15 protein-coding genes are annotated in these 15,149 nt (G+C 42.2%); 6 read left to right on the forward strand and 9 right to left on the reverse strand.

Annotation, left to right across the window (positions count from 1 at the left end; translation table 11 throughout):
- Positions 1-33 precede the first annotated feature (33 nt).
- From ACJJIJ_RS15590 to ACJJIJ_RS15605, 4 genes are all read right to left on the reverse strand, one after another.
- On the reverse strand, positions 34-858 hold the full coding sequence (locus ACJJIJ_RS15590; RefSeq protein WP_444937845.1) for an alpha/beta hydrolase: 825 nt from the start codon (positions 856-858) through the stop codon (positions 34-36).
- Positions 859-1,043: 185 nt separating this feature from the next.
- Positions 1,044-2,366: a phenylacetate--CoA ligase family protein gene (locus ACJJIJ_RS15595; protein WP_444937846.1), complete on the reverse strand. Its 1,323-nt coding sequence runs from the start codon at positions 2,364-2,366 to the stop codon at positions 1,044-1,046.
- A gap of 16 nt (positions 2,367-2,382) precedes the next feature.
- Positions 2,383-3,243 (reverse strand): TauD/TfdA dioxygenase family protein, encoded by an 861-nt coding sequence (locus tag ACJJIJ_RS15600; RefSeq protein WP_444937847.1) that lies wholly within the window; start codon positions 3,241-3,243, stop codon positions 2,383-2,385.
- Positions 3,240-4,661: an aromatic amino acid ammonia-lyase gene (locus ACJJIJ_RS15605; RefSeq protein ID WP_444937848.1), complete on the reverse strand. Its 1,422-nt coding sequence runs from the start codon at positions 4,659-4,661 to the stop codon at positions 3,240-3,242. Before ACJJIJ_RS15605 ends, ACJJIJ_RS15600 begins: the two co-directional genes overlap by 4 nt.
- Positions 4,662-4,841: 180 nt before the next feature.
- On the opposite strand from ACJJIJ_RS15605, the gene ACJJIJ_RS15610 reads away from it, so the two are divergent.
- A complete protein-coding gene (locus ACJJIJ_RS15610; RefSeq protein WP_444889272.1) occupies positions 4,842-5,702 on the forward strand; it encodes a LysR family transcriptional regulator in 861 nt (286 codons plus the stop codon).
- A gap of 54 nt (positions 5,703-5,756) precedes the next feature.
- Here ACJJIJ_RS15610 and ACJJIJ_RS15615 read toward each other — a convergent pair whose 3' ends face one another.
- Both ACJJIJ_RS15615 and ACJJIJ_RS15620 read right to left on the reverse strand, forming a co-directional pair.
- Entirely contained in the window at positions 5,757-6,074 is a 318-nt protein-coding gene (locus tag ACJJIJ_RS15615) for a cupin domain-containing protein (RefSeq protein ID WP_444937849.1), read from the reverse strand.
- A 2-nt stretch (positions 6,075-6,076) separates the two neighbouring features.
- Positions 6,077-6,958, reverse strand: a complete 882-nt coding sequence (locus tag ACJJIJ_RS15620) for a LysR family transcriptional regulator (RefSeq protein WP_252083465.1) — start codon at positions 6,956-6,958, stop codon at positions 6,077-6,079.
- Between the two features lie 114 nt (positions 6,959-7,072).
- Here ACJJIJ_RS15620 and ACJJIJ_RS15625 point away from each other — a divergent pair, with 114 nt between their 5' ends.
- The 3 genes from ACJJIJ_RS15625 (at position 7,073) to ACJJIJ_RS15635 (ending at position 8,661) form a co-directional block, all read left to right on the forward strand.
- Positions 7,073-7,747 carry a type 1 glutamine amidotransferase domain-containing protein gene (locus tag ACJJIJ_RS15625; protein ID WP_252083466.1) on the forward strand — a complete coding sequence of 225 codons (675 nt, stop codon included), beginning with the start codon at positions 7,073-7,075 and terminating at the stop codon, positions 7,745-7,747.
- A gap of 174 nt (positions 7,748-7,921) precedes the next feature.
- Positions 7,922-8,344 (forward strand): DMT family transporter, encoded by a 423-nt coding sequence (locus ACJJIJ_RS15630; RefSeq protein WP_444903266.1) that lies wholly within the window; start codon positions 7,922-7,924, stop codon positions 8,342-8,344.
- A 20-nt stretch (positions 8,345-8,364) separates the two neighbouring features.
- Entirely contained in the window at positions 8,365-8,661 is a 297-nt protein-coding gene (locus tag ACJJIJ_RS15635) for a putative quinol monooxygenase (protein ID WP_444937850.1), read from the forward strand.
- A gap of 204 nt (positions 8,662-8,865) precedes the next feature.
- Here the strand turns inward: ACJJIJ_RS15635 and ACJJIJ_RS15640 are convergent, their stop codons facing one another.
- Positions 8,866-10,317, reverse strand: coding sequence for an aryl-sulfate sulfotransferase (locus tag ACJJIJ_RS15640; protein WP_444937851.1), 1,452 nt, complete (start codon positions 10,315-10,317; stop codon positions 8,866-8,868).
- 1,603 nt (positions 10,318-11,920) lie between these two features.
- Here ACJJIJ_RS15640 and ACJJIJ_RS15645 point away from each other — a divergent pair.
- Entirely contained in the window at positions 11,921-12,556 is a 636-nt protein-coding gene (locus ACJJIJ_RS15645) for an outer membrane beta-barrel protein (protein ID WP_252083472.1), read from the forward strand.
- Between the two features lie 157 nt (positions 12,557-12,713).
- Complete coding sequence (locus ACJJIJ_RS15650) at positions 12,714-13,301, forward strand: outer membrane beta-barrel protein (RefSeq protein ID WP_252083473.1); 588 nt, start codon at positions 12,714-12,716, stop codon at positions 13,299-13,301.
- Between the two features lie 71 nt (positions 13,302-13,372).
- Here the strand turns inward: ACJJIJ_RS15650 and ACJJIJ_RS15655 are convergent, their stop codons facing one another.
- Together ACJJIJ_RS15655 and ACJJIJ_RS15660 are read right to left on the reverse strand one after the other, a co-directional pair.
- The gene (locus tag ACJJIJ_RS15655) at positions 13,373-14,275 is read right to left on the reverse strand and encodes a hypothetical protein (protein WP_444937852.1); all 903 of its coding nucleotides are present in this window, start codon (positions 14,273-14,275) and stop codon (positions 13,373-13,375) included.
- A gap of 136 nt (positions 14,276-14,411) precedes the next feature.
- On the reverse strand, positions 14,412-14,747 hold the full coding sequence (locus ACJJIJ_RS15660) for a gamma-glutamylcyclotransferase family protein (RefSeq protein WP_444887328.1): 336 nt from the start codon (positions 14,745-14,747) through the stop codon (positions 14,412-14,414).
- Positions 14,748-15,149: the final 402 nt, after the last annotated feature.

Raw genomic sequence — 15,149 nt, forward strand, 5'->3', positions numbered from 1 at the left:
CAGGACATAATACTACTGCCTGCTTGCACCCAATTAATCCTTTTTATCACCTAAATATTTAGTATTAAAAATTTTATCAAATGCATCATATACAGCAAGATGCAGCGTATCGCCATGATCCAGCTGTTCAAAATAACCGAAGTGTATATTATTTTTATTATTATCTAACTTATTGAATAAAGTTCTTGCCAGCCGTTCCATGACCTCCCCTTCTTTCCCCACACCTACATAGACCGACTTATCATCACAGCAATCTTTAGGAACTTTCTTCAAAAGAGACTCTCCGCTCCACCACAAGCTTGGACTAATAATGATGTAATTATCGAAGAGATCTGCACGTTTAAATAGAATTTCTGTAGCCAAAAGCCCCCCAAGGGACTGGCCAATCAAAGTAGAATCCCCGTTTACACGATAATTATTTTCAATTAGAGGCTGAACTTCTCCATCAAGAAAACCTATAAAATTATCCGAACCACCAGAGGTTGGAAACTCTTGCCTATCCAGCTTCTTAGCCGAGGGGAATGTAAAATCCCGTTTCCTGTCTACATTTACGACTCCAACAAGAATCGATTCCGGTAGCATATTAATCCAGGAAAAGGACCCAAATTGCAACAAACCAGCTATATGAACAAAATCTTCATTCATAGAACCATCTAAAAGATAGATTACCGGGTAACTTCTTTTAGTATCGCGTTGATAACTCGCTGGTAGGTAAACATTCAACGTGCGCTTTTCATCTAAGATTGCGGATGAAAAGCTTATCGAATCGCCAACTATCAAGGGTGACTTGTCAACCTCTACCCCCAAAGAAAAAGAGGACATCAAAAATAAATACGCAAAAATCCAACATCTGAACATGAGCTCACCCCATATGAAACTTTATTCTTATTAAAAAAAAAGTAAGGCTTACCCAAATACACACCTATCAAACCAACAATGTTTAACTTTAAGCCAGCCTCAACCTTACTCGATATACTACATCTATACGGGGGAACACTTAACCACAAAAACAACAAACTGAAAAGATATTGATGATGCAGAAATCATCTTCTATCTATGATTTTTTTAATCTTCCCTGATTTCTGACTAATTATACCAGGCTGCAGGATATCTATATTTAGTCTTGAAGCAGACTCAAGCCCAAGGAATATCATACGAAGCGTTAGATCAAAACTAGTCAACTCTCTATAAAACTCACCCGCCAAATACTCTTTCTCCTGATCATCAACATTATCTTTAGCTTCAATTTTAAATAATAATTGATCGTGTCCATCAATCTTATCGATAATGCAATAGTAAAAGGAGCTAAGTCCAGGAATGGCTGTAACAATATTTTCCAACACAATTGGATATATATTTCCCCCATTGATTGTGAACATATTATCGCGACGCCCTCTGATGGGGCCCAAATAGGCTCCAGTTTGGCCACACTCACATGGCTCCTTATACATTTCAGCCAAATCGTGTGTGTTATAACGAATCAAAGGAAGAGCTTCACGTTTCAGCGCTGTTATTACTAATTCCCCAGTGACGCCATCTTCACATAACTTACCCGTATCTGGATCAATAACCTCTACATGAAAAAAATCTTCCCAGACATGTAAGTTATGATATTGGCATTCACTCGCTATTAGTCCAAATTCCGTATTTGCATACATGTTAATTAACTTGGCGTTGAATACCCCCTCATAGTAACTCCGAAAAGTCTCTGAAAATAATTCACCCACTACGAATATTTTCCTGATACTCAAAGACGCGGGCAATACGTTTTTTTCCAGACAGTAACGCTCTAGCCTCGGTAACAATGAAGGTAAGCAAACCATATAATTCAGCTTATCTTTTTGTAGGCTCTGTAGCTGATGATCAATTCCTAGAAAAGAATCTGCAGGAATAGTGAGACCAAAAATTTCACTGGCAGCATGACAGATCATCCCACTAGGCCAAGGACCATAAGTCATTGCACATAAACATTTATCGAATGGTTCAACACCTGCAAGCAAATAGCTTCGAGCCTGAGAGATTATTGCCAGCTCAATATCTTTACGTGTATAAGGCACGCGCTTGGGTGCACCGGTACTGCCTGAAGTATGACAATAGCGAACAATATTGTCATAATTCATACTAACTTCTGACATAGAAGTTGAGAATACTTCCGAACTTATAATCGGTAGCTTATATAAATCTTCACAATTTCTTATTTCCTCTATATCAATGTTATTATTTATAATTAGCTTGCGATAATAATCAGATTTTTCAAAGGATTCTCGCAATAATTGCCTCACCTGTTCATCTTTTAAACTCTGCCTTTCAATTTCAGGCTGACTATTGACATGTAAAAATTCAGCTCGCAGCTCATAATAATTCATAAAATCCACCAATTAATCACTTATAGTACTTAATCGGTTTTTCAGCAGAAAAATGTACACGATGTAATTCTCGTCGTTGATTGTAATCATTGACGGCATAGTGTAAGACTTGGTGATTATTCCAAATAACCAAGGTCCCAGGACGCCATTGCACTCGACAATTGAACTCTGGTTTTTCTATATGCTGAAATAAATAACTCAAAAGCCCCATACTCTCATCGCATGTCATTCCCTCAAATTGCGAAGTAGTAGTTCGGTTTAGGTAGAGAAAAGGCTTACCGGTTACAGAATTTTTACAGACTGCTGGATGTATAGCAGATTCTAGTGGCATCAATTTTAGTGCTCGTTCTATACTTGAATCATCTCCATCTTTACCTTCTACTGATTTCTTCAGCGGCTGTTTTTTAAGCATCAACTCTGTCGTGTGTATCACATTGAGTGAACCGACTAACTGTTGCATTACCGTTGACAGACTCTCATAAGCAAGCGTTGAACTTGTAAAGAGGGTATCACCACCCCTAGAAGGAATATCAATACCGTACAATGCGATACCTTTTACCGGGTTGGAGTAATAGCCCTGATCGTGATGCCATATTCCTCCTGTATTTTTCTTTTCACCAGGCTCTTTAATAATTTTAGCAACTTGTGGATAACCCTCTGAGTGACCTTGAAAGAAGAAATAGTTCTGCTGAAGCTCCCCAAACAGGCTGCAGAACCTAACAAATGCCTGAGTATCCAGGTCCATATCTCGGATAACTAAAAGTTCATGTTCATGCCATAAATTTTTTAATGTTTGCTCAGTGTCCAGATCTAATTCAGAAATTTCTTTAGCGGAAATCTCAATACCAAAATTTCCTGTTAAATAGTTAAAATTCATAGAATGCTCTCTAATTGAGATGTTGTATATTGCGGCCAATTCACTAATTTTAATGCTTCTGGCAAATCGACACTTGAACGCATTATTGCTGCCCTAGCTGAGCAAAAAGTCGCTGCTCGAATAATTTCCCTTAAGCTATCCAGTTGGTCGCTGACATTATTGAGAGCTGTCATTCCGCAGGGAACCAAGTCCTGATTGTTTCCTTCACACGAGAAACTCATCTGACGCACAGGTGTCGATCTAGCTTTTATTTCCTGGAACAGAGCCGACGATAACTGATGAATTCCTTTACAGTGGTTAAACGATTCAGCATTTAAATTATCCGGCAGCCCTCCATTCAAGCGATGATCCATCAAAATCAATATTTGTCGATCAAGCATTTCGGCTAAGCGATGAATAATTTCCTGCATAAATTCGGCAGAAGCCGCCAATCCAATCGCATAAAACAATCCACCATGCCATGGGCCTGATTCAAGAATTAGAGGGTTATCTGCAACAGCAGTGGCTTCGGAACGAATTTTTGCCTCAGAATAATCCAATAGATCAAGGCAGTGGCCTAATATCTGGGGAGCACAGCGAACAGAATATCGGGCTTGTAATAAGCTTTTTTCACCCTCAATAACTCTTGAGGAGCGCAGGTAATCACGTCGTAACTGGGTAAGTAATTGGCCAGCACGAGCATAACTGCCGTGCACCTCTCCGTAGCTCAACCCTTCGGAGAAGTGTTCATCTCCCGCCCCTATGGCCATGGAGGTTAATGCCACAGATTTGAAACAATCCCTTAATAGCTTTCTTAGCTGATAATCATGTTCAATAGCCCAGGAAGCCATCATAGCATTGGTATTTACAAGCCCAATGACATCACGGGGGCCTCTTGGCCCTTGTTCAAACAGTGGTGAAATAGCATGGGCCATGGAAATCAAATCACCACTGGCTCCAAGGCTCCCTTTTCGAGGCACTCTCGGAAGCGTTTCACTGTTGGCTAGCTTAAGAAGCGCTTGATAAGTGGAAGGATGGATACCAGATAAGCCGTGCGCTGTTTTTAGAGCCTGTAACTTTAATGCACGCCTGACTACCGATTTCGGTAATGGCGCACCAACACCAACTCTTAAATACTCCAGAAGATTGACTTGTGTCTCTTTCCACTGATTTGGATCTAAGCGATTGCGTTCATTTTCTCCATAACTTGTGTGCAAACCGTAGATAGGGTTTCCATCATCTCCAAGCTGTTCCTGCAGTAATGCATAGGAGTGTTTAACTCTAGAAAGGTCTATGTCACTCGCAGTAATTGGATTATGTAAGTATCCCCACTCATACCAAGCATGTAGAGGAAAAGTTAAAACTGAATTGAAATTAGTTTCATAAGTTACCGTACTACCATTCGCTACCGCCGGATAGCTTAGAGATGATGTAGACACCCTGACTCCAGAAATAATTTGAATACTAGGAAGGCGAAGAAATTAGCATGGGAGTTGAAACTTGAAAAATAGATGTCGTCGCTGGTTGCCATAGGCAATATCTATGGCAACAAAATAAATGTCGATGTAGACTCAACTTAAACACACTGGCTTTTTAAAGTGGCTAAATAAGTTATACCTATGTTTCCACACGCTGATGAACTCAATTATTTTATTGAAGTTGCTAAAACAAAAAATATCTCAAGAGCTGCAGAGAGATTAGGGATTCGGCAGCCGAGTTTAAGCGCGGCTATCAAGAGGCTGGAAAGACAGCTTGGTACAGAAGTAATCATACGAGAGAAAACTGGTGTGCAATTGTCTCGTGCAGGGTTAAGACTATTAAAAAGTGCTCAACAGTTACTTGATGATTGGGATGAGGTAAAGTACTCAGCGCTGCGCGAAAACAAAGAAGCTGTTGGTCACTTCACTATCGGGTGTCACAGCTCCATCTCTCTACATATGCTGCCTGAAAGGCTAGCCGGATTTATTGCTCAAAATCCAGGTATCGAATTAAGCTTCCAACACGCGCTTTCTCGGGAAATTGTCGAATCAGTGATCAGCTGGAAAATTGATATCGGCATTGTGGTAAATCCCGTATCCCATCCTGATTTGATAATAAAGCACCTCTGTCATGATATGGTGAGTTTTTGGCATAACCCTGAAAAAATACAGTCTAGGGACGTATTAATTTATGACCCAGCACTGATGCAAACAGACTGGCTGCTAAAAAACATGGAAAAAAATAACAAATATAAACAATATATTACTTCCTCTAGCCACGAACTGATCACAAATATGACACTTGAGGGAGTCGGGGTCGGTATTATTCCTGGCCGAGTTGCTCAAACAATTGGAAGAAATCAGCTTCAATGGGTTAGTAAAGACCAACCAGGCTTCAAAGATGAAATCTGCTTGGTGTATCGAAGGGAAATAACCCATAGCTTAGGTGCAGAGAAACTAATTAAAGAATTTAAACTTACAAATTACAAAAATTTTGGTTAACAGAAGATATATTCAAACTACAAAATTCAATTATTTTTGAACTTTATTTTAAGTTTATTCACGATAAAATACTGCCAACCATACCGTCGCCTCATCAGAGGATGTCTCAATCACCCGGTGCTTTCTTCCAGCCTTTATCAATAAGCAATCACCAGACTTCAGCTGGCATATCTCCCCGCAGTCAAACTCCACCACACCATAACCACTCAGTACAAGCACCCACTCGTGTTCACTCTGATCATACCAACCTTCCTCCGGTGAAGACTGGCCGTATGAAACAATTCTTTCAATTCGTATAGCATCACTTTTTATGATGTCCTGGAAGTGCTCAACCTCAGTGTTTTTCGGGAGGTTTTCTAGAATATTTATCATATTTACTCCTGCCAGCTAGAAAAGTGATCCATTAGATAATCAATGGCCATTCTCGCTCGTATTGGTAAAAAGCGGCGATTCTGATACACAATCCAGCTACTGGCTCCGCGCCCCCAAAAAGGCTCCAGTACGGGCTCTAATAGCTGTGACTCTATAGAGCGGTTAAAACTGCTTTTTGGCATATAGGCAATACCTAGGCCTTTTTCACATGCGTTAACCACTGTATGGGCATTATTACTTCTCCAGCGTCCATTAACGCGAATAGACTCCTCGGTGCCTTCTATATCAAATATCCAGTTCTCATTATTCGCAACAATACAACTGTGCGACTTTAAATCCTGTGGGTGGATTGGCCTGCCGAATTGATCAAGATATTCCGTGCTGGCAACTGCCATCATCTGGCGTCCAGCCAGCTTGCGAGCCACCAGCCCAGAGTCCTCAAGGCGGCCATAACGGATCGCAAAGTCGATACCATCCTCTACAAAATTGGCCATTCGGCTGTTGAAATCGATGTCGATCTTTAAGTCAGGGTGTTGTAAGGCGAAATTCATCAGTGCTGGAGCCACATACTGTTCAGCAAATAAACCAGCGCAGCTCACGCGCAACGTGCCACTCAGCTCATACTGCTGCAGGCTTAGCTGTTCATTGGCCTGTTGCAGACCCACAACCAGCTCTTTACAGCGCTGGTAATAAACAGCCCCAGCCTGAGTCAGGCTGACCAAGCGCGTTGTTCTAGCCAGAAGCGCACTCCCCAGACGCTCCTCCAAGCGAGCCACCTGCCGGCTCACATGGCTGGTACTGCACCCCAGCTGCTTGGCGGCCGCAGAGAAACCCTGGCACTCAGCTACAGCAACAAACTCGACTACACCGTCAAATGTATCCATACCCCACCATTATTGCTATTTAGCAAAAGTATTTCACAGAAATCTCATATTATCATCTTATCAGGGACAACCTAGAATCCTCCCCACTGAATGCTTAACACAGAGGACAGATTCATGAAGAAAGTACTTATTCCCGTAACCAACCATGCAACCCTTGGGGAAACCGACCAAGCTAATGGCACCTACTCCCCTGAGCTGACTCACGTCGTGCATGTACTTAAAGAAAATGGCATTGATTACGATATTGCCTCTATTAAAGGTGGCAAAGCACCACTCTACGGTACAGATATTGAAGGAGATGAGGTCAACAGCCAGGTATTGGCCGATGAAGACTTCCAGAACCGTGTCAACAACACTATTCCAGTAAACCAGCTGAATACTGCTAGTTACGATGCGGTGTTCTACCCAGGTGGGTTTGGTCTACTTTCCGACTTAGCAAGCAATGAGGACTTTGCCAAGTTATCTGCAGAGCATTATGAAAATGGCGGCGTACTTGCTGCCGTGTGCCACGGACCAGCTGGCCTGCTGCCTATCACTTTGAGCAATGGTGAAAGCTTACTGGCAACTAAGTCTGTGACTGCATTTACCCGAGAAGAAGAAATCGATTTTGGCACCATTGAAGATATCCCCTTTCTGCTTGAAGAAGCTATCAGCAGAAAATCTGCTCGATTTAACAAAGTGCAACCCTGGCAGGAATTTGTCATCGAGGATGGCCGTGTGATTACTGGACAAAACCCAGCCAGTGCACATGCTGTTGGTAAAGCGATCGTTAAACAGTTAATAAACTAGCCGTTAATAACGCATCAATAATGCTGGCGCAAACTGATGTCCCTGCGCCAGCTTTCCATAACCCTTCAGCTTCCATTGTGGGCCAACACAACTCATCTACATGAGCAGTTATAGCCTTAAAACCCCTTCAGTGAGGTTCCAGCAGTGCCTAGCTCAATTCTTTATCCGTCTCTAATGTTAATTGCCGGAATCGGCATCCCTGTGATGGCCACGTTAAATAGCGGTCTAGGTGTGAAGCTTGGCAGCTCTGCTCTCGCTACGACGATTTTGTTTTTTGTCGGACTGACCATCTCTATTATTTACTTATTTAAAACTGAAGGTTTCCAAGTAGCCGGTTTTCACAAAGATATCTCCTGGCACCTTTATCTCGGCGGGATATTAGTTGCTTTTTACGTACTCAGCGTCACCTGGGTTTCACCAAAATACGGCGTTGGCAATACTATATCCTTTGTGTTACTCGGCCAGCTCTTTGCTATGGCCACCATCGACCATTTTGGCCTCTTTGGCGCACAACAAACCAGCCTGGACCCCAAACGAATTATTGGATTTATTCTAATGATTACAGGCATCTTACTAGTGGTAAAACGCAATTCATAAATATATCTGGAGATCCGACAATGCCCAATCTATATGTAATGGCAAAAGTGAAGTCTAAACTTGGAGAAACACAGAAAGCTAAAAACATTCTGACAAGACTGGCAGAGAACTCTGAAAAGGAGAGCGGATGTTTGAGTTATCAGATTTTATATTCGAGTGAGGAAACAGATACCTTTATGACGTTAGAGGTATGGGATTCAAAAGAAAGTGAAAGAAAACACTGGGATGAGCCCCATTTAAAAGAATCATTAAAAGAGTTAGAACCAATTTTAGCTAAAGAAGCAAGAATCGAAAAATATCAGCATACTTCCGATTAAAAACATACGATTTTCTTCAGCAGAGTAAATGATCATAGGCCCACAACAAAATTAGTGTGGACCAAGGAGAATATTCGGAAAGTAACAGGAGACACTTGAATCATAAAAAGGCAGTAGATTTATAAGCTTCATCAACAGTGAAAAAAATCTATTCACCCTGAATTAAAAAACTATAAGGACCACCCCCTCTAAACGTTTGTGTCATTACTCAGGAAAATTAAAAACAGGATTGGTGGTCAACATTTCCGACCAACTAACACGCTCTGCTCGGTAAATCGTGCTATCGTACACTTTTAATTCCCACGCAGTTTCCGCTTGGCTAGTCGATGTTACCTCTATCAAGTAAGCATTGCGATCACTCCCCGTACTGATATCCGATGGGCCACCGGCACATAGTAATATATTTCCACCGGCAAGCTCATCAACATCACCCAATGATTGAGTATACTTGGGCGCTATGTATTCCCAGGTTTGCTCAGCACTCATTGTCGATGTATTGAGCAGAAACTTTACTGCACGGCTATTGTAGATATTGCCACTCAACTCAGCTTCATTTCTGTTGTCGTAAATCAGAATTTCATGATTACTTGTCAACATTGGCGTATGCTGCGAAGCCATCCAGGAACCAGTATGTAGTGTAAAGAATTTATCCTTCAAATCGCTCTCAATATCTGAATCCCTCCCCATTATCCAATTTACCGCACCAGACTGATGATCAATACTGACCACCCAGCTCTGAGAGCGGCTAGAAAGTAAAATGGAATTATCCTGAGGAACATAATGCAGTGCATTAGAGTGGCTCCAGTCAAGGGCTCCGTTATCCAAAACCCTACTGGCCAAAGCACCGGGGAAACGGCTGGTATCCAAGTGATCAAATGCTGACCATCGCCAAACTGTGTTCCCTTCAGTATCGATTTCCAAAATGGCATCTCCTTGTAAAAAATGCTCACCAAACTGGCCAGTTTCGTTGGTTAACACCAACAGATTGCCATTCTCCAGCAAATGGACATCGTGGTGATAACTCGGCAATTCGAAAGAGGACAACACCTCTCCGGAGAAGGAGATTACTCGGGCCTCCCCACTGAGTAATAAAAGTAAACGCCCACCCTGTAGGTTTCTCGCTACTGGGGCACCAGTTAATGGAACATCACCGTGCAGATACCAAACAACCTCTCCCTCTTCATCAAATCCCCAGAAAGTACTATCCCTCTCCGCTGATGGCGCGAAGATAGTGATGCCACCCTCGGACTTAACCGTTTTATTCAAAAGCTCAACAGCGGGGACCCCCTCAGGCACCGACCCTGTTTTAAACTCTACGATTTCACTGTGAACAACCTCACCACTATCTAAAAGTGCAACCGCAGTAAACCGATAGGTAGTATCCGCGCGCAGGCCGACCACGGTTACTTCGTGGTTTGTGCCTGGCTCACTATAATCTGTACGTCGTCGACTGGTATCTGCAGATTTAAACCTTATTGCCACTCTCGCCGCTTCCGCAGTAATCACGCTGGCATTCACCATTAGATGGTTCTCTGGGTGAGCGCTGAGTACTAATTGAACAGTATCATCTTCCTGCGCAAAAACCTTAGGGACAATACCTGCTAAAAACAGTAAGAATACTGATTGAAAAACAGCCAACCTAATATATTTACTCATTGGGGGTCTCACAGTTTGTTATGAATACAATTGTTTAACGCAACCATTGCCCCGTTGGTTTACAAAGATGTTTATTTTTTTATAGACGGCAATTAATCGTAATTAATTATTATCGACTAAGCGCGTTTGATTCTGCAACTTGCACAAAACTGAGAACTGGCACACATTTATCAGATGTTAGAAAAATTCACTGCAGAAACTAATCCTTCACGTCTCTGCCAATTTACCTCCCCAAATTACTCGCCCTGCCTACTTATCCAGGTAGGTGGTTTTTTATATTGATGTAAGGATATCCTTTGAAAAGATTTATTCTCATCTCCGCAATCATTCTTTCCACAATCAATACTATGGCAATAGAAACAGCTTCTACCTTAAGTCATCTTACGGATAGTTAGATATAGATATCTCTACTCAGAAAAGTGAAGAATATTTTGAAACAAATCTTCCCAGCCCGAGAGGTTGGACAGTAACTTTAGGATACTGCCTCAATAATTTTTTTGCTATTGAGGGAGGGGATGCCGACTTTGGTGATACAGAAGGAAAAATTAGGGAAAGTGATTCGATCACTTACAGTAAGTACGTATCAGGCAACTATGATTACAACCACAAAATTAATATTGGCGCTAAGATAAAGATACTTGGCATATCCCTAACATCCAATATTACAAAAAGATTCTACACAGGAGTTCGTGTAGGCTCTCATTTATGGGAAACCGAATATGAAGAAAAAGAAAACTATATCTGGAATTATTAGCGCGTCGACTTTGAAGGAAGAGTAGTAAACTCTATTTCCGATAGTATCAGTGATTTAGATAAAGGTGAGAATGATGGTAGTGATCTTTACTACGGAGTTTTCATTGGCTGGAACCACAACAACTTGGGCCTAAGCTTGGAGCACACTATTTTCGAAATGGATGAGCAAAAGCTCAGCCTCTCCTCCCTGGGGCTGACTTACAACTTCTAAAGATCGCTCTTACTTTTTTCAGCAGCCAAATCGGCTGCTGAATTTCCCTCTAAAAAATTCTAAAACTACTTTATCCCAGCAAACAATACCTCAAACCAACGAAAGTCCTCTCGACCCAACTGAGCATTTTTGGCCAACTTCTTATCCAAATCCAAGTCCTTATATACATGATAAACCGCTCGCTCGGTCAACTCGCGCCAGTGTTTGCTTTCTAGCTCAGGGGCTGAGCCATCGGCTAAATTGGGACGCTCAATGGGTCGTACTGTGCTTCAGTGGTTCTCAGCGCTAATTCCAATTCTTGTTGGATCGGGTTGATCACCTTGAGGGCATTGGGTTCGAAGAATTGCTTGGCACTACCTCCCCAGCCTTGCGAAGCATTTTTAACTCTTTAATTCCGATCACTTTTCTACGAATGGCTTCAAGCAGTTGTAATTTGCTGTAATAGATAGCTGTTGACAGTCTCTCCCAGAGGTTGCAACATGCGCGAAATTTGGGGAAGTATCACTGGCAAATCAACAGTCACATCAGTACATGATTTATACCGCACATACTTGAGCACATATAACTTCTTCTCTACCGGATTTTCAAACCTCACGATAAACAAACACTACTCATCATTTAATTGATTAAGGATGTCCCTTGAAAAGGTTTATTCTGGCTACAGCGATCGCCTTGACAGCTTCAAATACCATAGCACTGGAAAATAACTTTTACCTTAAATCCACTTATGGGGCGGTAGATACAGATATTTCAACCCAAGAAGCATTGGAGAGATTTGAAACTAAGCTATCTGACCCTAGTGGGTGGTCTATTACCCTAGGATATCACCTCAATAACCATATTGCATTCGAAGGTGGGTTTATAGACCTGGGAGATGCTAAAGGGAGTTATCGACATGAAGAATCGAGCATTGGCGACTGGGGCGGTACGAACTACGAGCGTCATATCTATGATTACACCCTCAGCACAGAAGCAACAATACTAGGTCTATTTTTTACTACCGATATTACTAAAGATTTTTATGCTGGAATACGCATCGGCTATCAATTCTGGGATGAGCACCTTCAAGAAAAAGATGACGTCTTCTTTTGGGACTGGGATGAATATGAAGACATAATAACCACTCACAAAACCAATGACGGCAGTGATCTTTATTACGGCATTTCAGTTGGCTGGAACTACAATAAATGGAGTTTGAACCTGGAACACACCACTTTTGAGATGGAAAAGAGAGAACCAAGGCTTTCCTCTTTGGCACTGACTTACAATTTTTGAATCAGTAAAAAATAGACTCACTCTTCTGCCGAGCAGGCTGCAGCGCAGGAGAATCAATGACTAATTTTCTACCATATTTATAATTCCAAAGAAAAGCAATTATCATTCACCACCCAACCAGTTAGCTGGTTTCTGTATATTTAATTAAGGATACCCTTTGAAACAAATAATCCTTGCTTCCGCCATCCTCCTCTCCACATCAAGTACTCTGGCAATGGAAAATACCTGGTATCTAAAATCTACTTACGGAAAATTAGACACAGATATCTCAACAGATCTATCTGATCCCAATGCCTGGTCTTTTACATTGGGATATCGCTTTAATAAATTTCTTTCTATAGAAGGTGGCCATGTAGATCTGGGGGAGGCGAAAGATAAAAAAACCTATTATGGGAGATTTTCTACTAGCATCGACAATCGTACGGTTAGCACAAAAGCAACAACACTTGGTCTGTTTTTAACCACCGATATCACCAAAGATTTTTACATTGGGTTACGCACAGGGTTTCAACGTTGGGATGAGCATTATGAGAATAATGCAACCTATTCCTATCACGGCGATTACAGAGATCACTACACCAAAGAATGGAAACATTGTAATACCAATGATGAGAACGATCTTTATTATGGTGTTTCCGCCGGCTGGAACTACAACAATTGGAGCTTGAGTCTAGAGCACACCAGTTTTGAAATGGACGAAAGAAAACCCAGCCTCTCCTCACTGGGACTGACTTACAACTTTTAAAGACTGCCGCTTATTAATTAATTTTTCAGCAGCCAAATCGGCTGCTGAATTTCTCTCGAAAAATTCTAAAGTTACTTTATCCCAGCAAACAATACCTCAAACCAACGCAAGTCCTCCGGCCCCAACTGAGTATTTTTGGCCAGTTTCTTATTCAGATACACGTCATTATATACATGATAAACCGCTCGCTCGGTCAACTCGCGCCAGTGTTCGCTATTAAGCTCAGGGATTGAGCCATCGGCTAAATTGGGATCGGTCAATGGGTCGTGCTGGGCTTCAGTGGTTCTCAGCGCTAATTCCAATTCTTGTAGAATCGGATTGATCACCTTAAGGGTATTCGATTCGGAAAACTGCTTGGCAACATCTTCCTCTGCCTGACGAAGCATTTTTTTGCTCTGTAATTCCGATAGCTTTTCTCCGGCTGGGCGCAAGCCGAATTTATTGACCAGGCCACTCATACCGGGCAGCACCGCCTTGGCTGCCAGCCCGGCACCGATCAGGGGATTAAACACTGCGGCAACACCCCCAACTAACAGCATACCAACGGTCAATTTTCTATCGAGTTTGTCGATATCATCCGCCAGTCTTTCGAGAGAACTCTTTCCAGAATTTCCCCTTTCCAGGGATAACTCTACGGCGCTCTCCACCATAAATTTACGTAAACTCCCCTCATAATGGGAGTTGGGAAAGTGAAATATTCGGCGTTTGGGTAGATCATTTACTTCTGGGGCATCATCAGGCAAACAACGCATTGTGTGCAGAGTAAAGCCAGTTTGTGAGAGCTTATAGGGAATCACAAAGTAGTGCTTTTCATCGTATCTCTGCACAAAATTCTCACTGCGCTCCGCAGAAGAAAATATTGGCAGTCCGGCAACTACTTCTTGAAAAACTTTTAAACTGCCGGTGATTTCAGCTGGCACTTTACGGGAAAGGTCAACCAGGCCCTTCTTGCCTTTATCGAAATATTGTTTCATATCTATTGATTCACAGAGAAATCGAGAAAAAGCTGGCCTGATCTGCAGTATCCGCATCCCCTCGGCCATCCCCCCCCTGTGAAACACCTCCCTATGCCCTCTAATAAAAGCATAACTACCTTAGGAAATGACGTCTTTAGTTTGCCTCAGCATAAATCCAGGCTTCTATACCAGATTTCAATTTGGCGGCAACCCGCTGATAGGCATCCACTTCATAGGCATCAGACTGAGCAAGCTCTTCGGCAGAGATTTCAAAAACTGTACCCTCAACCGTATCAAAAGAACGCCCTGTGTACTTCAGTATGGGGTGAAACTCCTTGCCGCTAGTTTGCACAACTTGTGGATCTATAATTCTTATTTCAGAAAGCTGGTAACCAATTAAAGTATCCTCAGATCCTTGTAACTTACGGCCAAAAGTCTCCAGTTGTACATTCTCTTGCTGAAGAGTGCCGTAGGAAAATAAACGCTCCATAAATTAACCCCTGATCCCGCTAGTGAATAGTTCACTAATGTGGCAAATCCGCTGGTACTTTATCGGCTAAAGACCCCGCTAAAGAAGTCTCTTTAAGATAATTCCTCAGATTGGAGCTCTAATGCCTATCAATCCCTTCGCAAACCATTCTTGCAAATGTCTGTGAGATTAATAACCAGCAATTCACTTATTCCTTTTTGATGTGACTGGCCCAAGACACGGACCTTACCATCCCTTGGACCTGCATTGGTGAAAACCTGTGCTAACCCATCCCGCAGCTGAGGCCGAGTATACGGGGAGCTGCTTTGGGGAAATCTCTGACCTGCGCCGTGCTTCTGATTGGGTGCTAGGGATACCGCACCCTGGCAGGCAATGGTTAGGCTCTAAATCCATGGTTGTTTA

Source organism: Microbulbifer mixtoriginis (SeqCode) (genome assembly GCF_052467945.1).